This window comes from Bdellovibrionota bacterium (assembly GCA_040386775.1).
In the GTDB taxonomy this organism is placed as follows: Bacteria; Bdellovibrionota; Bdellovibrionia; order Bdellovibrionales; family JAEYZS01; genus JAEYZS01.
The window spans coordinates 23,000-28,999 of record JAZKEU010000026.1; the positions used below are offsets into that span (position 1 = coordinate 23,000).

A 6,000-nucleotide genomic window follows, 5' to 3' on the forward strand; every position below is an offset into this window, starting at 1 on the left:
TTAATTAAATTTGTTTAAAATAAAAGCTCAGTCGTATTGCCTCAGCGTCACTGAGTGACAATTATGGTTTTAGGAGAGGGAATTTTTACACCGTGTAACTGTGTAAACTCATATATAGGTATCAATGGGGTACATCTTTTGCTATTCAATTATCTATGACTAAATTTAAAATTTTAATATCGATTTTATGCTTATTCTTTGTTTTCTCAGTTCAAGCCCAAGAGGCAGACTTATACCAAAAGGTTCTGATGCCTGGTGGACCTTTTCAAGGTCAAATTTTAAATACATCAAAGCTTCGCACTTACGTACTTTTAAGTGATGCAAATAATATTCTTCCAGAACCTTTAAGCAAATCCTATGGGTATATTGCCAATGTGTCACACAATGGAAAACGTTATGTGGCAAGAGTTCGGTTGGATGCCCCGACAGCTGTGAATTTCATTTATGAAAAATTCACGAATATGATGGGGGGCCATGCGGACCTAGTTTATACTTTTAATAAAAAAATGCCTTTAGAATTAATTTATGAAATTCGGGATGGTGAAAGCGAAAAAGATTTTTCGTTGATTAGGCTTTCAAGGCCCATACTACTCCAACATATTCTTTTGACCGCAGAAGCGGTAAAAATCGTTGGTGATACAACTCCGCTGGCAAAAGGTGGAATCGAAAATAAATTTGGGATGGCCTATAGAATGACCTCTATTCCGGAAAGACTTATTGGGCCAGTGATTGTGGAAGGAAGAAAAACAACGGTATTTGATGTTCCTTTCAACAAGCCAAAAGTTGTAAGATCATTCTGGGATACGGTCAATACACAGAGTAAAATCGGCATGAGCGAAAACTACAACCTCGTGAGTAACAATTGTATCACATCAGCGGTTCGTGGATTGGCAAATGGTCTTACAGCGGCAGAAGAGGCAAGAGTAGAGGCAGAATTAGCGCGTACATTTTTAAGAATCGGTGCTCTCAGCAGACAAGATCTTACAGATGCAGAAATCAAAGAGATGTTATCTGAATACGCCAAAATGTTAAGAGGAGGAGCAGGAGGCGCCGTGAAATCAAAAGCGACATTCACACCCATCATGGAAAGATCATTCTTTACAGACTGGCTCACTGAAGAACAAAAAGCAGCGATCGTAAATCGCAGTTGCAAACAAATTTTTAATTAAGAGCCAATAAAAAAAGAAGGCTGCGAGCGCAGCCTTCTTGCATTTTCGATTTTAATATTATTTTAGAACCAGTATTTTAATTGTCCATTAAGAGCAAAGGTATCTTGAGCATTCACAACCGTTAAATAACTTGCCGTTGCTCCTAGCGTAAAGCTTTTGCTACGAACCATCCCTGACCCAGTGAGTGGGAAATCCACTCCGGCTAAATATTTAACTCCCAAATTAGTTTCGTCTTCACCTTCGGTATCAAGAACTCCGCCAATGCCTAACCCGACAAATGAATGCTTGATGACCGGAGTATTTCCACCAAAATTATATGTAGCTTTACCAATCAAAGTTGTTCTGCGTAGATTATCTTCATTGTCACGATCTGTAAGGAAGGTGGACGCCTCAAGTGCTACGCCAATCGGAATAATAGGTTGGTAACCAAATTCAACACCATATTGTGCGGCTCCATCATGATTATCGCCAGGTTCCGCATAACCTGCTTGAACTCCGAGATGAGGTTTAAATTGTGATTCATCAGCGGCTTGTACTTTTGGAAATGTAGATTGAGTAGTTGTCGCTTCTGAGTCAGTCGCGGCCTTAGAATCTACACTGAATATAAGAAGTAGTGCTAAGAAAGCCAGCAGCAGAGGAACGTTAGATTTTAAAATAGATTTTTGCATAATTTCTCCATTCTCCGGTTAAGGGAAATTGTTGTTTCTCTTATGTTGTGCAAAGAAAATACCCGCATAGGATAGAAATAAACGGCTTAAGAGCTATTATTGGGGGAAGACTGACTCTTGAGGTAGAATATTTCCCCTTAATAATCCTGATTAGGATTGGGATACCTATTGGAAAGATTACGCTTTAGCTTATCAATCGGATGCCATCTTTTTTGCAATTTTAGAGTATCTAATTCAATTAAAGGAGCCGGCGGGCAATTATCGCATTCAATTTAAAACCAAGGGGATTTTATGAAATATCTTTTAGCTTTTGTTTTTATGTTCGTTGCCAATGCAGCCCTTGCTTCGACTCAATGGGATTCTTGCTCTAGCTCTGATGGAACTGTAACAATGCTCGGTAGCCTTCTTTCTATTGAGGGGATTGGTGAAATTGGATCTGAATCTGTTAAAGTTACCGTCCTCTCAACTGTAAAAGATGAACAAGAAAAGTGCTGGTTAAAAAATCACAGGACTGAGGTCATTTCTTATGAGAATAAAGTTACCGTAGAAGAAGTTGAATACACGACAGAAGAAAATGATAGTCCATCAAAATCAATTCTCATCTGTGAACGTGGCGGCAGCGGTATTCCAGCTAATGATGAGTGCGAGTAAAGAAAAAAGTAAGAAAGCAGCCGTTTTAACACGGCTGCAAAAAATCTAATCACATACAAACTGCACATCACTATAAAAGTATTGGGTTCCTGCATTCTCATAACGGTATGTTACACCTCCATCAAAGTCTACAGATGCTCTGCACTCCATGGTGGTAACTGCTGTCATGTTGCCACTGGTACTCTTACCGCCACAACTTATGGTATACGGAATATCCGTTGTGATTGGAAATGAGTGTCCTTCAACGCAAGCGTTAGCAATATTGGCAAAACCAAGCATCAGTGTCGTCGCGAGTAAAAATAAAACCTTTGGCATAAAAATCCCCCTTTTTCGCAAGACTTATGTCGTTGCAGATGAAGCTATCGGTAGAAAAAATCCCAAACTATAAATTAATCCAAAAATAACAAAGCGCAGGGGAATATATGCCGACAACCGCGTGCAACGATTGACGAAAAAAGAAATTATATCATTTTGAAATTGTTGCTAAATTGTTTGGTCAATCAAGCAAGAATGGCGCGCTCGGAGAGACTTGAACTCCCAACACTCGGATTCGAAGTCCGATACTCTATCCAATTGAGCTACGAGCGCCTAGTTGATCCATAAAAACTAGATCATACCCCCAAAATATTCAACTATATTAAAATCCCATTGCCTTGAGATTTCTTCGCCCTTACGCTTATATGCATGAGGGCAATCAATACCACTATTTTATTATCTGTATTCGTTGGCGGAGGCGTTGGCTCGCTTTTACGTATGCTTACAATCACTAGCTTTGGTAACCAATTCTACCTTGGAACTCTGCTTGTGAATTTGACAGGGAGTTTTTTCATTGGGTTTGTTTATAACTCGGAGGCCAAATTCCTTACGGAACCTATAAAAATGTTAATTATGACGGGGATAATCGGTGGTTTAACGACCTTTTCTGGGTTTGCTTTAGATTTCTTTAAACTGGCGCAAATGGGCGAATTTAAAAGGGCTTTTCTGTATTTCATCATCACAAATCTGCTGGCAATAGGTGGCTGTATGCTCGGCTACTTCATTTCTGTGAAATCCTAGAAACTATAAGGCGAAATCTAAAAATAAAAATCTCGATTTATTACGGTTAGGCTATTTAAAAATTGGGATTCTTATGATATGTATTAGCGTATCTTATAAATGTGGAAACCGGCATAGGTGTGATGGCGGTGATAAAGCTCAAAGTTGGCTCTCTCAGCTAGGGTATTCTGGAGGTAAAAGGTGATTGATATTATGGATAACGAAATGCTTTCTTCAATGGGTTCAATGCAGGATCTTGCAAATAATAAAAAATGGAAATGGGAAGACGACAATATCCTTTCTATGAGCGAAGATGAGTATCCAAAATTCACTCTTGCCAAAAACAAAGCTCGTTTCTTAAGAATGGTAAACTGGTATAAAGCTAAACAAGAATGGCTAGAAGTAGCTCCTCTTTCTGGCGTTAAAAAACTTTTCAAGCAACAAACTAAAGAATTAGAAGGCGTAAGAGCTTCTAAGATGGATTACGAAATGGAACTTGAGATGGACACGCTCACTCCATCGCAAAAATCGTACAAAATGGACGAATTAAAAATGTGTGAAATGCACGAGAGAATGGCTGTATCTCTGATTACGAGAATGCAGTTGAAGATTAGATCTGGCCGTAGATAATCTTATCTGCCTAGATTGAAATAAAAAAGACTAACCTCCAGGTTGGTCTTTTTTTTGCCTTAAAATAAAAACGCCGATCATTTGACCGGCGCTGCCTTTAACAAAATTTGGTTACTGAACAAGTGATTTATAATCAACTTTGAGGCGGAAGAAGAAGAAGGCGCCTTGAAGTTTGCTCAATTTGCAGAACCTCAGAATCTAAAGTTTGTAATCTTGAGATATCCCATGTTGGGTCAATATTTTCTTGAATTGCTTGGACAAGGCGATTTCGGCGCTTTTCTAGGTTTCTTTTCTGAAATAAATCCCAAGAAGGCACTTTTGATACCTCGTTGTTAAGTTGATAAATCAACAATTCTAAATATGGTTTTAAAAAAAATAACTTACTTCGAAGTTCCATTGAATCTGGAGAAAACATTTTAGAATGCTCAACTCTTGATATGTCGTTAATTTCTAGCTTCTTCAGATTGAAGCCGCTCTCTGAGACCATAGTTATAAGGCCATTTTCTATGTTTTCTCTTGCCTTGGCAGGAGATCCAGAAGTGGCAATCATACTAATCAGATCGACAAGTTCTTCACGATGATGTTGCTCATAAATGAAAGCTGTACCTTTAGTGGAAACTCTACTAGTACTTATTTTCTCAAATAAAGCATGGCAAGATCCTCCAGCCAATAAACTACTAGAAAACATAAATACATACATAAAAAAGAAAAAAGTAATTTTCATGAATAAGAATCCTTTAGTATCGCGGTTAATGAGAAAATAGCAGACAATAAGACAAAAATAGTTACTAGATTCTTCATTAGAACTCCTATATCAAACATAAATAATATCTAAAGATATAAGAGCAATTTACAGACCGTGTTTGCTTTTTTTGATTTCCTTACAACGTTTGTACAGCTTTTAACTCTCGAAGCCAGACTAAAATACCGTAACAATAGGGAAAAAATGAGTCATTTCTAGATCTTGGGATAGGCAAAAATGTCTCATTTTCTCAAACTGAACCGCCGATATGTATCATGTAGCGACTCTTTAGACGGAGAAGCTTCCTGCTTAGCCTTGGAATAAGGCTCTAAACTTTAGGGGGATATAAATGGCACGTTCACTAGTTATCGTTATCAGCGAAGATCCAAATGTGATCCAAAAGGGAAATCAATTGGCTTCAAATTCTGATGTTTCTGTAAAGGTGTATTCGCACCAACAATGGAATCTTCATTTAGAAGATAAGACATTCAGATCACAATTAACAACTCAAGTACAAACTGAATCACAGGGTGCAACGGTTCTTCCGTTTCCTGGTGCGCACACAAATGGTGCAAGTCACGATTCAAAATCTGTATCAACAATCAACGATCTTGAAAGCATGGCTATTAAGAACGCGATTTTTGAATACAAAGGAAATTTAACTGAAGCGGCAAAAGCTTTAGGAATTGGTAGAGCAACTCTTTATAGAAAAGTAAAGCAGTACAATATTGATCCACAACTTGCTAGAAAAAGAACAGCAAAAGCTGCTTAATATTTTTCGAAATTGACCTCTGAAGGTGTAAAAAAGGAGCGAACGTTCGCTCCTTTTTTATTTATGTATTAAAATAGTCTTTTGCTTAGCAAAGCATCAAAATAATATTTATAAATTGAGATATGGCTGCATCTTTTGGAATCCGAACTTTTCGATGGCCGCTCTTTGGTTGTGGGTTCTGCATAGTAACCGTAGGTTTTGGATTGTGGTTTTACCACCCATGGCGATTGGGATGATGTGATCGTATTCGAGGAACTTGTTTGAGTTGCAATTCTGGTGAGTGCACTGGCCTTTGTCTCTCTTGTAGACTACTTGCTTTATCGTGGAGGGGAT

The 6,000-nt window shown here is 38.1% G+C and carries 9 protein-coding genes and 1 tRNA gene; 6 read left to right on the top strand and 4 right to left on the bottom strand.

The annotated features are described in order from the left end of the window. Positions 1-155 precede the first annotated feature (155 nt). Positions 156-1,169, top strand: coding sequence for a hypothetical protein (locus V4596_14525; protein ID MES2770355.1), 1,014 nt, complete (start codon positions 156-158; stop codon positions 1,167-1,169). A gap of 62 nt (positions 1,170-1,231) precedes the next feature. On the opposite strand, the gene V4596_14530 is transcribed toward V4596_14525, so the two are convergent. Further along, positions 1,232-1,837 carry a hypothetical protein gene (locus V4596_14530; GenBank protein MES2770356.1) on the bottom strand — a complete coding sequence of 202 codons (606 nt, stop codon included), beginning with the start codon at positions 1,835-1,837 and terminating at the stop codon, positions 1,232-1,234. Between the two features lie 291 nt (positions 1,838-2,128). On the opposite strand from V4596_14530, the gene V4596_14535 reads away from it, so the two are divergent. Next, positions 2,129-2,488 carry a hypothetical protein gene (locus V4596_14535; GenBank protein MES2770357.1) on the top strand — a complete coding sequence of 120 codons (360 nt, stop codon included), beginning with the start codon at positions 2,129-2,131 and terminating at the stop codon, positions 2,486-2,488. A gap of 199 nt (positions 2,489-2,687) precedes the next feature. Then, positions 2,688-2,876, top strand: coding sequence for a hypothetical protein (locus tag V4596_14540; protein MES2770358.1), 189 nt, complete (start codon positions 2,688-2,690; stop codon positions 2,874-2,876). Positions 2,877-2,999: 123 nt separating this feature from the next. Here the strand turns inward: V4596_14540 and V4596_14545 are convergent. Then, positions 3,000-3,076, bottom strand: a tRNA-Arg gene (locus tag V4596_14545). A 96-nt stretch (positions 3,077-3,172) separates the two neighbouring features. Here V4596_14545 and V4596_14550 point away from each other — a divergent pair. Continuing rightward, the gene (locus V4596_14550) at positions 3,173-3,544 is read left to right on the top strand and encodes a CrcB family protein (GenBank protein MES2770359.1); all 372 of its coding nucleotides are present in this window, start codon (positions 3,173-3,175) and stop codon (positions 3,542-3,544) included. Positions 3,545-3,724: 180 nt separating this feature from the next. Beyond that, the gene (locus V4596_14555) at positions 3,725-4,153 is read left to right on the top strand and encodes a hypothetical protein (GenBank protein MES2770360.1); all 429 of its coding nucleotides are present in this window, start codon (positions 3,725-3,727) and stop codon (positions 4,151-4,153) included. Between the two features lie 133 nt (positions 4,154-4,286). On the opposite strand, the gene V4596_14560 is transcribed toward V4596_14555, so the two are convergent. After that, positions 4,287-4,877, bottom strand: coding sequence for a hypothetical protein (locus tag V4596_14560; protein MES2770361.1), 591 nt, complete (start codon positions 4,875-4,877; stop codon positions 4,287-4,289). Positions 4,878-5,244: 367 nt separating this feature from the next. On the opposite strand from V4596_14560, the gene V4596_14565 reads away from it, so the two are divergent. Beyond that, positions 5,245-5,667 carry a helix-turn-helix domain-containing protein gene (locus tag V4596_14565; protein MES2770362.1) on the top strand — a complete coding sequence of 141 codons (423 nt, stop codon included), beginning with the start codon at positions 5,245-5,247 and terminating at the stop codon, positions 5,665-5,667. A gap of 108 nt (positions 5,668-5,775) precedes the next feature. Here the strand turns inward: V4596_14565 and V4596_14570 are convergent. After that, positions 5,776-6,000, bottom strand: a 225-nt coding sequence (locus V4596_14570) for an HNH endonuclease signature motif containing protein (GenBank protein ID MES2770363.1), incomplete at its 5' end; no start/stop codon positions are given.

Excerpts from the sequence above, each read along its gene's own strand:
- V4596_14565 (MES2770362.1), top strand. The coding sequence starts at position 5,245 with ATGGCACGTTCACTAGTTATCGTTATCAGCGAAGATCCAAATGTGATC.
- V4596_14530 (MES2770356.1), bottom strand. The coding sequence starts at position 1,837 with ATGCAAAAATCTATTTTAAAATCTAACGTTCCTCTGCTGCTGGCTTTC.
- V4596_14525 (MES2770355.1), top strand. The coding sequence starts at position 156 with ATGACTAAATTTAAAATTTTAATATCGATTTTATGCTTATTCTTTGTT.
- V4596_14535 (MES2770357.1), top strand. The coding sequence starts at position 2,129 with ATGAAATATCTTTTAGCTTTTGTTTTTATGTTCGTTGCCAATGCAGCC.
- V4596_14550 (MES2770359.1), top strand. The coding sequence starts at position 3,173 with ATGAGGGCAATCAATACCACTATTTTATTATCTGTATTCGTTGGCGGA.
- V4596_14560 (MES2770361.1), bottom strand. The coding sequence starts at position 4,877 with ATGAAAATTACTTTTTTCTTTTTTATGTATGTATTTATGTTTTCTAGT.
- V4596_14540 (MES2770358.1), top strand. The coding sequence starts at position 2,688 with ATGGTATACGGAATATCCGTTGTGATTGGAAATGAGTGTCCTTCAACG.